Source organism: Shinella oryzae, from assembly GCF_023038235.1.
GTDB lineage: Bacteria > Pseudomonadota > Alphaproteobacteria > Rhizobiales > Rhizobiaceae > Shinella > Shinella sumterensis.
Map to the genome: position 1 here is coordinate 2,655,001 of NZ_CP081987.1, position 13,944 is coordinate 2,668,944.

A 13,944-nucleotide genomic window follows, 5' to 3' on the forward strand; every position below is an offset into this window, starting at 1 on the left:
CGCTGCGCTGGCTCTCCGGCACGTTCCTGACCGGCATCACCTCTTCGATACTCATGGGCGTGGCGCTGTTTGCGGCGCTTGACGGGCGCCAGCAGCTCGCCATTCCCGCCGAGGCCTACGCCTCTCTCGGCGCACCGAACCAGACGAGCAAGAACGGCGAGACGGCGAAGCGCGGTCAGCGTGTTCTCGAACCCGCGATCGTGACGAAACCGTCCGACAAGAAGATCATGGAGATCTCCACCATGATCCATGACGGGCAGAAGGAAGTCGTGCGGCGGCAGCCCTTCGCGCATGTGAAGATGGCACTCGCCGCCAATCATGCGACGACGGAAGATTACCCGCGCTTCGATCCGCTCGCGATCTTCTCCACGAACGGCAAGGACGCCGCACCCGCCTCGCGCATGGGCACGATCTATGGGTCGGATGTCGAATCGGAAGTGGCGCTTCAAACCGACGCCTTCCCGAATGGCGATGCCAACCTCGACTATGCGGACCAGATGTCGATCGAGGAGGTCGAGGAGAATGTGCGCACCAACGGCTCGGTTCTCACCGACGGCAGCACGCAGGTCGCCTCGCTCTATTACGTCGATCCTCAGCGCTTCGCCTCCGAATCCTCCGATCTCGACCTCCTGCAGGGCCTGACCGCCCGCGTGGTGGAAGAGAACATGAGCGTTTCGAGTTTCGACACGCTGACGCCCGATGACACGGAATATGCCGACGACGTCATCCCCGTGCGGCGCGCGGCCGATATCGACGAGCTCATGACGGCCGCAGGCTACAGCAAGGCCCAGGCCGAGGACCTCTCGGACTATTTCGCCGAGGAACTCGGCAGCAAAGAACTTTCCGAGGGTGACGTGCTGCGCATCTGCGTCTCCCAGCAGCGCAACGAGGCGAGCATCGTTCGCGCGACCATCTATTCCGGCGGCCGCCATGTCATGACGGCGGCGCTCGACGACAAGGGCCGCTTCGTCAAGGGCGCCGAGCCGCCGGTGCTCGATGCCGTGGCGACGGCCTTCGACGACGACGATCGCCCGACGATCATTGCCGGCCGCGACCTGCCGCGCGTCTATGACGGTATCTATCGAGCCGCACTGTCCTATGGCATGGGCCAGGATATGACGGCCGAGATGATCCGTATCCTCGCCAGCAACGTCGATTTCCAGGCGCAGCTGCGGCCGACGGATTCCCTCGAAGCATTCTTCTCCGTCACCGATCAGAACGGCACCGCCGCCGAGGGCTCCGAGATCCTGCTGCTCGACGCGAAGTTCGGCGATACCGAAACGCGGGTCTACCGCTTCCAGAACCCGGAAGACGATTCCGTCGATTATTACGATCGCGACGGCAAGAGCATCCGGCAGTTCCTGCTGCGCAACCCGGTTCCCAACGGCGTGTTCCGATCCGGCTTCGGCATGCGGCGCCATCCGATCCTCGGCTTTTCGCGCATGCATACCGGCGTGGACTGGGCAGCGCCGCGCGGCACGCCGATCATCGCGGCCGGCAACGGCGTCGTGGAAAAGGCCGGCTGGGATTCCGGCGGCTACGGAAACCAGACGCTGATCCGCCACGCCAACGGATACGTCTCCTCCTACAATCACCAGAACGCCATCGCCAAGGGCATCAAGCCGGGCGTCAAGGTAAGGCAGGGCCAGGTCATCGGCTATGTCGGTTCGACCGGGCTTTCGACCGGGCCTCACCTGCATTACGAGCTGATCGTCAATGGCAACAAGGTGGACGCCCTGAAAATCCGACTGCCCGGCGGCAAGTCGCTTGAGGGCAAGGCGCTCGCGAAGTTCGAAAGCGAACGCAAGCGCATCGACGATCTGCTCGGCAGCGGCGAGAGCGCGACCGAGCTGGCCGAGACGCACTGATCATCGCTTGGCCAGGTCAGCAAAAAGCGCGGGCTTTCACCCGCGCTTTTGTTGTTCACGCATTGACGGCTGTTAGGCCGCCTTGCTGACCGCCGCACCGCGCGGCGCAAACAGCAGGCGATCGGAGCCGGCCGTGACCTTGACGATCGATCCGTCGGGGATGTCGCCGGCCAGGATCTTCTCGGCGAGCGGATCCTGAAGGTGCTTCTGGATCGCCCGCTTCAGCGGACGTGCGCCATAGACCGGATCGTAGCCCTTCTCGGCAAGCCAGTGCACGGCCTCCTCGTCCAGCTCGAGAACGATCTTGCGATCTTCCAGAAGCCGGCGCAGGCGGGCCAGCTGGATATCGACGATCGCACCCATTTCCGACCGCCGCAGGCGGTGGAACAGGATGATCTCGTCGACGCGGTTCAGGAATTCCGGGCGGAATGCCGTCTTTACGACATCCATCACCTGGTCGCGAACCGTGTCGCTGTCCTCGTTCTCGCCGAGAGCCGTCAGGTATTCGGCACCAAGGTTCGAGGTCATGATGATCATCGTGTTGCGGAAGTCGACGGTGCGGCCCTGGCCATCGGTCAGGCGGCCATCGTCGAGAACCTGCAGCAGCACGTTGAAGACGTCGGGATGCGCCTTCTCGATCTCGTCGAACAGCACGACCTGGTAGGGCCGGCGGCGGACGGATTCGGTGAGCGCACCACCTTCCTCATAACCGACATAGCCGGGAGGCGCACCGATCAGCCGGGCCACAGAGTGCTTCTCCATGTATTCCGACATATCCATGCGCTGGATCGCCGTCTCATCGTCGAAGAGGAAGCGCGCAAGCGCCTTGGTCAGCTCCGTCTTGCCGACACCGGTCGGGCCGAGGAAGATGAACGAGCCGATCGGCCGGTTCGGATCCTGCAAGCCGGCGCGGGCGCGGCGCACGGCACGCGAAACCGCCTGCACGGCATCGCCCTGACCGACGACCCACTTGGCCAGCTCGTCTTCCATCCGCAGCAGCTTGTCGCGTTCGCCTTCCAGCATCTTGTCCACGGGGATGCCCGTCCACCGGGAAACCACATGCGCGATGTTGTCTGCGGTCACGACCTCCTGCACCATCGGATCGACATCGCCGGCATCGCTGCCTTCGGCTTCCTCCAGCTCCTTTTCGAGCTTGGGAATGATGCCGTAGGCGAGTTCGCCCGCACGCTGGAATTCACCCTTTCGCTGCGAAATGGCGAGTTCGTTGCGCAACTCGTCGAGCTGACGCTTGAGATCGGCGGCGCGGCCGAGCTTGGACTTTTCCGCCTGCCAGCGCGCCGTCAGCGCAGAGGCTTCCTCCTCGATCGCAGCAAGGTCGACTTCAAGCTTTTCCAGACGATCCTGCGATGCGCGGTCGGTTTCCTTCTTCAGGGCCTCGCGCTCGATCTTGAGCTGGATGATGCGGCGGTCGAGCTCGTCGAGTTCTTCAGGCTTGGAATCCACCTGCATGCGCAGCCGCGAGGCGGCTTCGTCCATCAGGTCGATGGCTTTGTCCGGCAGGAAGCGATCCGTGATATAGCGGTTGGAAAGCGTCGCGGCGGCAACGAGAGCCGAATCGGAGATCCGGACCTTGTGGTGCTGCTCGTACTTCTCCTTCAAGCCGCGCAGGATCGAGATCGTGTCCTCGACGGTCGGCTCGTCCACCATGACGGGCTGGAACCGGCGGGCAAGGGCCGCATCCTTCTCGACATGCTTGCGGTACTCGTCAAGCGTGGTGGCGCCGACGCAGTGCAGCTCGCCGCGGGCAAGCGCGGGCTTCAGCAGGTTGGACGCGTCCATGGCGCCATCCGCCTTGCCGGCGCCGACCAGCGTGTGCATCTCGTCGATGAACAGGATGATCTCGCCGTCTTCCGCCTGCACTTCGGCAAGAACGGCCTTCAGGCGCTCCTCGAATTCACCGCGGTATTTCGCACCGGCGATCAGCGCGCCCATATCGAGCGCCATCAGCTTCTTGTCCTTGAGGCTTTCCGGCACGTCGCCGTTGACGATGCGCAGCGCAAGGCCTTCGGCGATTGCGGTCTTACCGACGCCGGGTTCACCGATGAGCACGGGGTTGTTTTTGGTGCGGCGCGACAGGACCTGGATCGTGCGGCGGATCTCGTCGTCGCGGCCGATGACGGGATCGAGACGGCCTTCGCGCGCATCGGCAGTCAGGTCGCGGGCGAACTTCTTCAGCGAATCGAAACCCTGCTCGGCGCTCGCCGTATCGGCGGTACGGCCCTTGCGGATGTCGTTGATGACCTGGTTGAGCTTTGCGGCCGTCACACCGGCCTTCGCCAGAATGTCGGACGTCGCGGCGGATTTCTCGATGGTCAGCGCCAGCAGCAGGCGCTCGACGGTAACGAAGCTGTCGCCGGCCTTGCTGGCGGCATCCTCGGCCGTGGTGAAGACTTTGGCCAGCGGCTGCGACAGGTAGACCTGTCCGTTGCCGCCGGAAACCTTCGGCAGCTTGGCAAGGGCGGCATCGTTGGCGATCCGCGCATCGCGCGCATTGCCTCCGGCCCGCTCGATGAGCGAGGTCGCCATGCCCTGTTCGTCGTCGAGCAGCACTTTCAGCACATGTTCGGGGGTGAACTGCGGATTTCCGTCGGCAAGCGCCTTGGTCTGGGCGGATTGCAGGAAACCGCGAACGCGTTCGGAGTATTTCTCGATATTCATATAGGCCTCCATAACTCGGCCGGCCCTTCAGGCACCGGTCGATGATTCAGGATAAGGCTCCCTCAAAGGCAAGCCTCTCATAGATGCGCTGAGCCGGCTTTGCTGCCGGTCAATCGCCTGTGAGGAATATGGTGGCGAATTTTTCGGAATTAAAGGAGCGAAGGCCCCGTCGTCGCAGATTTTTCCGGCACTTGCCGAAACGCAAGAACCCGGCACGAAGGCCGGGTTCTGCAATGCGTAAAGGCAGGTCCACCTATTCGGAGGCGGTCTCAAGGGCGGGCGCATCGTCGCCGCCGGACTGGCCGTCCTCGCCACCGGCAGCCTGGGCCTCACCGCGACGCGGGCGGCGCGGACGGGCGGCAGTGCGGCGACGCGGTGCACGGCCGGCGGCCGGCGCAGCGCCTTCTTCTTCGAGCGCCACTTCCGCGGGCGTTCCCTCGATGACCGGCTGCGGGCCGGAGCCATCGACGACGGGTTCTTCAACGGCGGCAGCGACGGCAACCGGAGCCTGCTGCTCTTCGCCATGTCCGACTTCGTCTTCGTGATCCCGGTCGAAACCATCGCGATCATTGTAATCGTTGCGATCCCCACCATCGTGGCGGTCTTCACGCGGAGCGCGCTCCTGCATCTGCGCCTGTGCGGCAGCGATGATGCGGTTATAGTGCTCGGCATGCTGGAGGTAGTTTTCCGCGATGACGCGGTCACCGGCGCTCTGGGCGTCGCGGGCCAGGGCTGCATATTTTTCTGCAATATGCTGGGCCGTGCCCCTGATTTTCACATCCGGACCAGAACTGTCATAAGTTCGCGTCAACGGATTACCGCCCTTGCGGTGGTTGTTGTTGTTATTGTTATTATTATTGTTGTTGTTATTACGCCCGCGGCCGCGCTTGTTTTGCTGTCCTGGCCTCATATGTCACTCACCTAACGTATCCATGTATCGATGATTCATGTATCTGCAGCCTGATCGGGACACGCCAGATCAAGCATCCTTACCCGCGGGCAAACCACGCCGGCCGGTGGTCCTGTCGCCGTAAGACGTCAAATTAACAGGTACCCGCACAGGGAAGTCTTCAACCCTAGCAACTCTTCGAGAGAGCAATCCTCACGATCGGGTCACGCGGCACAAATCGCTGCGCCATGACCTCTTGCCCAGTGCGTGGCCGCAACCTATCCCGCTTCCTTCACAATTCCAAGCTTTTTCTTTGCGACTGCGGAATTTGCTGCGCTGCGGCAGCATACCTACAAAGAGACTGGCTTCGAAAAGACGAGGACACGATCATTGCCGCCAAGATCCTCTACCGCTGCGATTCGCGCAAAACCTTTTTCGCGCATGATCCCGGTAACGGATGCTTTTTGGTCGTAACCGATCTCGTAAGCCACCAGGCCGTCCTGTGCGAGGTGATCGGCAGCTCCGGCCGCAATGGCGCGGTAGGCATCAAGGCCGTCGTCACCGCCATCCAGCGCCAGGATCGGATCATGCAGCCGGACCTCTTCGTCCAGCGTCTCGACCACGGAATGCGCGATATAGGGCGGATTTGACACGATGATGTCGAACACCCCGGTCACCGCCGCAAACCAGTCGCTTTCGACCACGTCGAAGCGACCCGCGAGACCATTCATATCGGCATTGCGCATGGCCGTTTCAAGGGCGCCCATGGAAACATCCGCGCCGACGCCGGTTGCGCCCGGCACCAGGTCGAGCAAAGCAAGACAGATCGCGCCCGTGCCGGTTCCAAGGTCGAGAATGCGGCAGGCGCCCCGATCCGACACGAACCGGCGCGCATGGGGCACGAGCGTGTCCACGAGGATCTCGGTGTCCGGCCGCGGTTCGAGTGTATCAGGAGAAAGCATCAGGTCGAGCCGCGAGAACGCGCGGCGGCCGAGAATGCGATGCACCGGTTCGCGCGCCACGCGACGCGCGATTGCACCTTCAATCATTGTCATCTGTTCGCCTGTCAACGGGCGGTCCCCATCGACAAGGAAGGCCGTGGACGACAGATGCAGAAGGCCGTCGAGCAAGGTCCGCGCGTCGCGCGCGGCATCCGCAATGCCCGCATCTTCCAGGCGGCGCCGCGCCGCGGCAAGCGCCTCGGCAAGCGTCGTGCTCATGCCCGGCCCTGTTCGCCGAGCTGCGCCAGAAGGCCCGCCTGATAATCCGCCAGCAGCGCGTCCACCACCTCGTCGATCTCGCCCATCATCATGCGGTCGAGCTTGTAGAGGGTGAGGTTGATGCGGTGGTCGGTCACGCGTCCCTGCGGGAAATTGTAGGTCCGGATGCGCTCGGAACGGTCACCGGAGCCGACCTGGCTCTTGCGGTCGGCGGATCGTTCGCTGTCGGCGCGCTGGCGCTCCATGTCGTAGAGCCGCGAGCGCAGGATCTGCATGGCCTTGGCGCGGTTCTGATGCTGCGACTTCTCCGAGCTCGTCACCACGATGCCCGTCGGAAGATGCGTGATGCGCACGGCCGAGTCCGTCGTGTTGACGTGCTGCCCGCCGGCGCCGGATGAGCGCATCGTATCGATGCGGATATCCTCGGGCCGCACCTCGACGTCGATTTCCTCTGCCTCGGGCAGGACGGCGACCGTCGCCGCCGACGTGTGGATGCGCCCGCTTGCTTCGGTTTCCGGCACACGCTGGACGCGGTGCACACCCGATTCGAACTTAAGCTTGGCGAAGACGCCGCGGCCGGTGATCGTCGCAATGATTTCCTTGAAGCCGCCGGCTTCGCCCTCGCTCGACGAGATGACCTCCACCTTCCAGCCATTGGCAGCGGCATAGCGCTCATACATGCGGAAGAGATCGCCGGCAAACAGCGCCGCCTCCGAGCCGCCCGTGCCCGCGCGGATTTCCAGGATCGCACTCTTCTCGTCGGCGGCATCCTTCGGGAGAAGCAGGATCTGCATCTCCTGTTCAAGCGCCTCGAGCCGCTGCTTGAGGTCCGGCAGCTCCATGTCCGCGAGGTCGCGCATCTCGCGGTCGGTCGTCTTATCCGCCAGCAGCGCCTCGAGATCGGCGATCTCGCCCGCGACCTTTTCGTATTCGCGCACCTTGGTCACGACCGGCTGAAGCTCGGAATACTCGGAGGCGAGGCGGACATAGGTCTCCGAATCCGGACCCGCCGACATGCGCGCCTCGATCTCGCCGAAACGGCGTTCGAGTTCGCGCATCTTTTCAACGGGAAGCTTCGCCACCGTTCAGACTCCCATCATTTCTTTAAAGCGGAATACCGTTCTCGGCCGCGAAATCGGCGAGGATCTGGCGGATGGAGGCCGTCGGCCGCACATCGTCGAGCGCTGGAATCAGCACCGATTCCAGCTTGGCCACATCCAGCGACAGCAACATCGACTTGACTGGCCCGATCGCCGCTGGTGACATCGAGACCGAGCGGAAGCCGATGCCCAGCAGCGCCATGGCCGAAATCGGCTTGCTCGCCATCTCGCCACAAAGCGTCACCGAGGTCTCGTTGCGCTCGCCGGCGCGCACGATATCGCGCAGGATGCGCAGGAACGGGCGCCCGAGCGTATCGAAACGATCGGAGACACGCGCATTGCCCCGGTCGACCGCCATGGCGAACTGGAAGAGGTCGTTCGAGCCGACCGAGACGAAGTCGACCTCCGCCATCAGTTCATCGAGCTGCCAGAGCAGCGCCGGTACTTCGAGCATGGCGCCGAATTGCAGCTTCTTCGGCAGTTGTTCGCCGATCTTCGACTGCCGCTGGATTTCCTTTTGCAGGAGGCCGCGAACCTCGCGCAGCTCGGAGACCTCCGTTACCATCGGCAGCATCAGCCGCAGATCAGCGCCGGCAGCAGCGCGCAGCATGGCGCGAAGCTGCGTGCGCAGCAGGCCGGGCCGGTCGAGCGACAGGCGGATGGCCCGCCAGCCGAGCGCCGGGTTTTCTTCCTCCGCCGCGCGGAAATACGGCACGACCTTGTCGCCGCCGATATCGAGCGTGCGGAACGTCACCGGGCGTCCGGCGGCGTGCTTCAGAACATTGCGGTAAAAGGCTTCCTGTTCCTCCGCCTTCGGCATCGTCGAGGCGATCATGAACTGCAATTCGGTGCGGAAAAGGCCGATGCCGGACGCGCCGGACTCGTTGAGATGCGGCAGGTCGACCAGCAGGCCGGCATTCATCTGGAGATTGATCTCCCGTCCGTCCTTCGTGACCGGCTCGACGGCGCGCAGCGCGCGGTACTGTTCCTGCCGGCGGGCGCGGAAACGCACCTTCTCCTCGTAGGAACGCTGGAGATCGGGCAGCGGGCGCAGGTGCACGCGCCCGTCATCGCCGTCGATGATGATCGCGTCGCCGTTTTCCGCCAGCGCAACCACCCCGGCGGCCTGCCCGACGACGGGAATACCCATCGCACGCGCCACGATGACGACATGGCTGGTGACCGCGCCGTCCTCCAGGACGAGGCCACGCACGTTCTCGCGCGGGTAATCGAGCAGCTCGGCCGCACCCATGGCGCGCGCAACGACGATCGCATCGTTCGGGAAGTTGCTTGCCGAAAGCTTCGCGCCGTAGCCGGTGAGCTGGCGCAGCAGCCGGTTGGCCAGGTCGTCGAAATCGTGCATGCGCTCGCGCAGATACGGGTCCGTCAGGCGGATCATGCGCGCTTTGGTCTCGCTCTGAACGCGCTCGACGGCAGCCTCGGCGGTGAGACCGTTGCGGATCGCCTCTTCGAGCTTCCTGACCCAGCCGCGGTCATGGGCGAACATGCGGTAGGTTTCCAGCACCTCGCGGTGCTCGCCCTCCATCGACACCTCGCGGCGCGACAGCATGTCGTCGATGGAGATGCGCAGGGACCCGAGCGCTTCGGCCAGACGGCCGAGTTCGTGCTCGGAATCCTCGTTGAGCAGGTTGGTGACGACGATGCGCGGCTCGTGCAGCACGACATAGCCGAGGCCGATGCCCTCGCCGAAGCTCGCGCCCTCGATCGATACGGGCCGGGACAGGTCGAGTTCCAGGCCGGGCTTGGTGAGCTTCTTCAGCTCGCCGGTCGCCACCATTTCGGCGATCACCATCGCCGTCGTTTCAAGAGCCTCCACCTCGTCCTCGCGATAGGTGCGGCTTGCCTTGTTCTGTACAACAAGCACGCCGAGCGCCCTGCCCGTGCGCAAGATGGGGACGCCGAGGAACGAATGGTAGATCTCTTCGCCCGTTTCCGGGAGATAGGTGAAGGCTGGGTGCGATTGCGCGTCGGAAAGGTTCAAGGGCCGCGCGGATGCGGCGATGGTGCCGACGAGACCCTGGCCCATCTTCAGCTGGGCAAGGTGGACGGCGCCGGGATTGAGGCCTTCGGTGGCATAAAGCTCCAGAACGCCGTCGGAACGCAGCACGTAGACGGAACATACTTCCGCGACCATGTTCTGCGCGATCTGGCGCACGATCTGGTCAAGGCGTTCCTGCGGCTCTAGCGGCTCCGCCATAATTTCGCGAAGCCGCTTGAGAAGAACGCGCGGACCCGCGGAGAGGTCTCTCATCGCGTGGCGTCTCCCGAAAATGACGTTACTCCACCGGCGCATGGCCACGCCGGCGATCCTGAGATCGACGCCGAGTCAGCCGGTGCTTACTTCTTATCGAGACCGTAGACGGAATGCAAAGTCCGAACGGCAAGTTCGGCATAGGGACCGTCGATCAGGATGGAGATCTTGATCTCGGAGGTCGTGATCGCCTTGATGTTGATGCCCTTCTCGGCCAGCGCGCGGAAGGCCGAGGCGGCGACGCCCGCATGGCTGCGCATGCCGATGCCGATGACGGACACTTTCACCAGGCCCGTTTCGTGCTGGATCACGTCGAAACCGACCTGTTCCTTGGCAGCCTCGAGAACCTTGAGCGCCTTCTCGACGTCGCCGAACGGGACGGTGAAGGTCATGTCGGTCTTGGAGCCGTCCTCGGAAATGTTCTGGACGATCATGTCGACATTGATATGCGCTTCGGCCAGCGGGCCGAAGATCGCGGCAGAAACGCCCGGCCGGTCCGCGACGCGGCGGAGCGAGATCTGCGCTTCATCCTTGGCATAGGCGATGCCGGTTACGACTTCCTGTTCCACGATCTCATCCTCATCACAAATCAGCGTACCGGGCGGGTTCAGAAGATCGCCCATGCCCGGCGCATCGGGGTCCTCGAAGGAGGAACGAACGAAGGTGCGCACCTTGTGCACCATGGCGAGCTCGACGGAGCGCACCTGCAGCACCTTGGCGCCGAGCGAGGCCATTTCGAGCATTTCCTCGAAGGCGATCTTCTTCAGGCGGCGTGCCTTGGGCTCGATGCGCGGATCGGTCGTATAGACGCCGTCCACGTCCGTATAGATATCGCAACGGTCGGCCTTGACGGCCGCGGCGATGGCGACGGCCGAGGTATCCGAGCCGCCACGGCCAAGCGTCGCCACGCGGTTGTCGGGGCCGAGCCCCTGGAAACCGGCCACCACGGCGACCTGTCCGGCGCCCATGCGGCGGATCATTTCCGCGCCGTCGATATCGAGGATACGGGCCGCGCCGTGCGCGTTGTCCGTACGGATCGGGATCTGCCAGCCCTGCCAGGAGCGGGCGTCGACTCCCATCGATTGCAGCGCGATGGCGAGAAGGCCGGCAGTGACGAGCTCGCCCGAGGCAACGATGGCGTCATATTCGCGCGCATCGTAGAAGGGCGAGTTTGCACCCGTCACCTTCGGCATGTTCTGCACCCAGGCCACCAGTTCGTTCGTCTTGCCGGACATGGCCGAAACGACGACCGCCACCTCGTGGCCGGCATCGACTTCACGTTTCACATGACGGGCCACATTGTGGATACGGTCGAGGTCCGCGACGGAGGTCCCGCCGAATTTCATCACGATGCGTGCCATGGGTATGTACCGCTATTCCATATGTGCGCGCGGGCGCGCGGGAGAAACCGCGGCGTCTCTTAGCCGAAGACCCGACGCTGTGCAATGCGCAAACTGTACCAATGGGTACGGTGCGGCGGAAAGGCGCTCCGGCGGGTGCGTGTGGGTGCGACAAGCACAGGAATATGAAAGGTGTCGGCACGGGTCACAGGGCGTCGGGGAGCGAGGCCGTAGCGTAGCACCGATCCAGGCAAGCAATAAAAAGCCCGCACACCTTGGGGGCGCGCGGGCAAGAGGGATCGATGGAAGCGGCTGCGGGCGAAAAACCGCCCGCAGCCCCGTCATTTACTTCTGCCAGGATTTGACGAGTTCGTCATAGTTGACGGTGAGGGGTTTTTCCTTTTCGTTTTCGATCTTGAGCTGTGGAGCGAGGTTGCCCTTTGCGACGGCGTCCTTGTTCCAGTATTCGAGATCGTGCTCTTCGGCGAGCTTGGGGCCCATGTCGCCCTGGACGCCGGCGCGTTCGAGGCGTTCGAGCACCTTCTCCTGCTCGGCGCACAGCGAATCCATCGCTTCCTGCGCGGTCTTGGCACCCGACGAGGCATCGCCGATCGCCTGCCACCACAGCTGGGCGAGCTTCGGATAGTCGGGGATGTTCGTGCCGGTCGGCGACCATTGCAGGCGGGCCGGCGAACGGTAGAACTCCACGAGGCCGCCGAGCTTAGGCGCGCGGTCGGTGAACGACTGGTGGTCGAGCGTCGACTGGCGGATGAAGGTCAGGCCGACATGGCTCTTCTTCACGTCGACCGTCTTGGAGGTCACGAACTGCGCATAGAGCCAGGCGGCCTTGGCGCGGTCGTCGGGCGTCGACTTCATCAGCGTCCAGGAGCCGGCGTCCTGGTAGCCGAGCTTCATGCCGTCCTTCCAGTAGACGCCATGCGGGGACGGGGCGAAGCGCCACTTCGGCGTGCCGTCCGCGTTGACGACCGGCAGGCCTTCCTTGACGAAGTCGGCGGTGAACGCCGTGTAGGTGAACATCTGCTGGGCGATCTCGCCCTGCGCAGGAACCGGGCCGGATTCGGAGAAGGTCATGCCGGCGGCGGCGGCCGGCGCATAGGCCTTCAGCCATTCCAGATACTTCTCGATCGAGTAGACCGCCGCCGGGCCGTTGGTGTCGCCGCCGCGCGCCACGCACGAGCCGACCGGCTGCGACTTCTCGTTGACCTTGATGCCCCATTCGTCGACCGGCAGGCCGTTGGGAATGCCCTTGTCGCCGTTGCCGGCCATCGACAGCCAGGCGTCGGTGAAGCGCCAGCCGAGCGAGGGGTCCTTCTTGCCATAGTCCATGTGGCCATAGACCTTCTTGCCGTCGATCTCGCGGCCGGTGAAGAACTCGGCGATGTCCTCATAGGCCGACCAGTTGACGGGCACGCCGAGGTCATAGCCGTACTTCGCCTTGAAGTCGGCCTTGTTCTTCTCGTCGTTGAACCAGTCGTAGCGGAACCAGTAGAGGTTGGCGAACTGCTGGTCGGGCAGCTGGTAGAGCTTGCCGTCCGGCGCCGTCGTGAAGGACTTGCCGATGAAGTCGTCGATGTCGAGGCCCGGATTGGTGACGTCCTTGCCCTCGTTGGCCATGAAGTCGGTCAGCGAACGGGCCTGCTGGTAGCGCCAGTGGGTGCCGATGAGGTCCGAATCGTTGACATAGGCGTCGTAGATGTTCTCGCCCGACTGCATCTGCGTCTGCAGCTTCTCGATGACGTCGCCCTCGCCGATCAGGTCGTGCGTGATCTTGATGCCGGTGATGGCGGTGAAGGCCGGCGCCAGCACCTTGGATTCGTATTCATGCGTCGTGATGGTTTCCGAGACCACCTTGATGTCCATGCCGGCGAACGGCTTGGCGGCATCGATGAACCATTGCATCTCGGCTTCCTGGCCGGCGCGGTCGAGCGCCGACTGGTCGCCGATCTCCGCATCCAGGAACTTCTTGGCCGCGTCCATGTCCGCGAAGGCGGAGCCGGTGAGCGCCAGCAAGATCGCTGCCGTCGTCGTCAGAAGTTGCGTTCGCATGGTATCCTCCCTTAAGGTTTTGCGATTGCGACTGCATGTGCGGAAGCCCCAATCTCCCCGAGGCCCCCATTTCCTTTGCCTCACACGAAGCGGAACACGCCGATGGCGTAGACCACGGACAAGGCAAGAGCCCACCACAGGTTGGGACCGACAAGCCCCAGCCATGCGAGATGGATGAACGCCGAGCCGAGCAGCGACACGAACAGCCGGTCGCCGCGGGTCGTCTCGAAGCGCAGGATGCCGACGCGCGGCGCGCCCCCGGGCCGCGCATATTCCCAGACCGCCATCAGCGCGATCAGAAGGAAGATGGTCAGGAAGAACATGGCCGTCGGGAACGACCAGGCCATCCAGCCGCCGGGGATGAGCGAGGCGAACCAGTCGCGCGCGCCGTCCTTGACGGGCAGTGCGGCGACGAGAAGCCCGGCGATGACGGCATAGATGACGAGCACGGCGGCGAGTGCGACCGGCCAGCGTGTGTTGCGGTTGGCGACGGCGACCATCGGACCCCT

Annotated in this window: 9 protein-coding genes (1 of these 9 only partly in view); 1 reads left to right on the top strand and 8 read right to left on the bottom strand. The window is 63.9% G+C overall.

The genetic code is table 11. The features are described 5' to 3' along the window. Positions 1-1,868: the 3' portion of a M23 family metallopeptidase gene (locus K6301_RS12970; protein ID WP_247217484.1), read on the top strand. Its footprint begins 91 nt before the window's first position; only the last 1,868 of its 1,959 coding nucleotides appear in the window; its start codon lies off the left edge, out of view; its stop codon occupies positions 1,866-1,868. 72 nt (positions 1,869-1,940) lie between these two features. Here K6301_RS12970 and clpB read toward each other — a convergent pair whose 3' ends face one another. The 8 genes from clpB to K6301_RS13010 all read right to left on the bottom strand — a co-directional run bounded on the left by clpB (position 1,941) and on the right by K6301_RS13010 (position 13,935). After that, on the bottom strand, positions 1,941-4,547 hold the full coding sequence (gene clpB / locus K6301_RS12975; RefSeq protein WP_247217486.1) for an ATP-dependent chaperone ClpB: 2,607 nt from the start codon (positions 4,545-4,547) through the stop codon (positions 1,941-1,943). A 253-nt stretch (positions 4,548-4,800) separates the two neighbouring features. Then, entirely contained in the window at positions 4,801-5,457 is a 657-nt protein-coding gene (locus K6301_RS12980) for a DUF4167 domain-containing protein (RefSeq protein WP_247217488.1), read from the bottom strand. 329 nt (positions 5,458-5,786) lie between these two features. After that, positions 5,787-6,656, bottom strand: coding sequence for a peptide chain release factor N(5)-glutamine methyltransferase (gene prmC / locus K6301_RS12985; RefSeq protein WP_247217490.1), 870 nt, complete (start codon positions 6,654-6,656; stop codon positions 5,787-5,789). Further along, positions 6,653-7,738: a peptide chain release factor 1 gene (gene prfA, locus K6301_RS12990; RefSeq protein WP_247217492.1), complete on the bottom strand. Its 1,086-nt coding sequence runs from the start codon at positions 7,736-7,738 to the stop codon at positions 6,653-6,655. The genes prmC and prfA overlap by 4 nt, the downstream gene beginning before the upstream one ends. 22 nt (positions 7,739-7,760) lie before the next feature. Next, positions 7,761-10,028, bottom strand: coding sequence for a phosphoenolpyruvate--protein phosphotransferase (gene ptsP / locus K6301_RS12995; RefSeq protein ID WP_134652900.1), 2,268 nt, complete (start codon positions 10,026-10,028; stop codon positions 7,761-7,763). A gap of 86 nt (positions 10,029-10,114) precedes the next feature. Next, complete coding sequence (locus K6301_RS13000; protein ID WP_134652902.1) at positions 10,115-11,389, bottom strand: aspartate kinase; 1,275 nt, start codon at positions 11,387-11,389, stop codon at positions 10,115-10,117. Positions 11,390-11,713: 324 nt separating this feature from the next. Beyond that, entirely contained in the window at positions 11,714-13,435 is a 1,722-nt protein-coding gene (locus tag K6301_RS13005; RefSeq protein WP_247217495.1) for an ABC transporter substrate-binding protein, read from the bottom strand. Positions 13,436-13,515: 80 nt separating this feature from the next. Next, positions 13,516-13,935 (bottom strand): DUF2160 domain-containing protein, encoded by a 420-nt coding sequence (locus tag K6301_RS13010; RefSeq protein WP_247217498.1) that lies wholly within the window; start codon positions 13,933-13,935, stop codon positions 13,516-13,518. Positions 13,936-13,944 lie beyond the last annotated feature (9 nt).

Excerpts from the sequence above, each read along its gene's own strand:
- K6301_RS12980 (WP_247217488.1), bottom strand. The coding sequence starts at position 5,457 with ATGAGGCCAGGACAGCAAAACAAGCGCGGCCGCGGGCGTAATAACAAC.
- prmC (WP_247217490.1), bottom strand. The coding sequence starts at position 6,656 with ATGAGCACGACGCTTGCCGAGGCGCTTGCCGCGGCGCGGCGCCGCCTG.
- K6301_RS13005 (WP_247217495.1), bottom strand. The coding sequence starts at position 13,435 with ATGCGAACGCAACTTCTGACGACGACGGCAGCGATCTTGCTGGCGCTC.
- K6301_RS13010 (WP_247217498.1), bottom strand. The coding sequence starts at position 13,935 with ATGGTCGCCGTCGCCAACCGCAACACACGCTGGCCGGTCGCACTCGCC.
- ptsP (WP_134652900.1), bottom strand. The coding sequence starts at position 10,028 with ATGAGAGACCTCTCCGCGGGTCCGCGCGTTCTTCTCAAGCGGCTTCGC.
- K6301_RS13000 (WP_134652902.1), bottom strand. The coding sequence starts at position 11,389 with ATGGCACGCATCGTGATGAAATTCGGCGGGACCTCCGTCGCGGACCTC.
- clpB (WP_247217486.1), bottom strand. The coding sequence starts at position 4,547 with ATGAATATCGAGAAATACTCCGAACGCGTTCGCGGTTTCCTGCAATCC.